Genomic DNA, 1104 nt, shown 5'->3' on the forward strand with positions numbered 1-1104 from the left:
TACTGCTATTTTGCCAAACTTAACTACGAATTCTACTGAACGTGTTCGTTTAAATTCTTGGAGAAGTAACGGCGGGATGATTGGTTATTTAATAACTGCTTCATTCACTTTGCCTCTAGTCTCGTTTTTTGGAAACGGTAACGATAAATTAGGGTTTCAAGTTACCGTAGGTATCTATGCGGTGATTGCCATTGCTTTACTGCTCTTTGCTTTTTCTGGAACGAAAGAAATCAATACGAAAAGTATAAAATCAATCCCTATCAAGCAAAGCTTTGGAGCAGTGAAGGGAAATTGGCCATGGATCACTCTGGTTATTGCTTTTATTCTCTATTGGTTAGGCAATACTTCAAGAACTTCAACTTTGATCTATTATGCCGAATATAATCTTGATAATAAAAACTTAGCATCCATCTTAAATGGACTTGTTGTTTTCCAAATGATATCTATAACAATCCTTCCATTTATCGTTAAAAGATTTTTGAAAACGCATACCCAAATTATAGGATTCGCAATTGCAGCGATTGGTCAAGTGATCATTGCTTTTGCTGGAGCTAATGCTTCGATGATTATCTTTGGATGGATAGTTGCATCACTAGGAACAGGTATTGCTGTTACATTACCATTTGCTATGTTATCAGATACAGTTGATTATGGAGAATGGAAAACAGGTATTCGTGCAAGCGGATTCTTAACTGCCATTGGCAGCTCGTTCTGTATCAAAATAGGATCTGGATTGGGTAGTTTTTTTCCTTCTATTATTATGGAAAAGGCAGGATACGTAGCAAATGCAACTCAATCTGCTGCATCATTAGCCGCGATTAAGTTTTGTTTCACCTGGCTGCCGGCCATCTTCTTTATTGTAGGTGCAATTGTTATGCTGAACTACACCAAGTACGAAAAGAAAGAAGAATATGTGCGCAATCAGTTGTTATAGGTGACGGTTCTATGTTGTTTTAAGAACAGGGGATTATTCCCCTGTTCTTTTTAAGTGCGCCCAGCATGGGTGTAATCTATAGGGTGAAAGTCCCGAACTGTGAAGACAGAAGTAACAGTTAGCCTAACACAAGGGTGTCTATGGTGACATGGAATCTGAAGGAAGTGAGC

The 1104-nt window shown here is 38.2% G+C and carries 1 protein-coding gene; it reads left to right on the top strand.

The window, feature by feature from the left end; translation table 11 throughout:
• A partial coding sequence (locus WQ54_RS17695) for a glycoside-pentoside-hexuronide (GPH):cation symporter (protein ID WP_046585944.1) occupies positions 1–934 on the top strand: 934 nt, incomplete at its 5' end.
• Positions 935–1104: the final 170 nt, after the last annotated feature.

Source organism: Bacillus sp. SA1-12 (assembly GCF_000981385.1).
Lineage (GTDB): Bacteria > Bacillota > Bacilli > Bacillales > Bacillaceae > Metabacillus.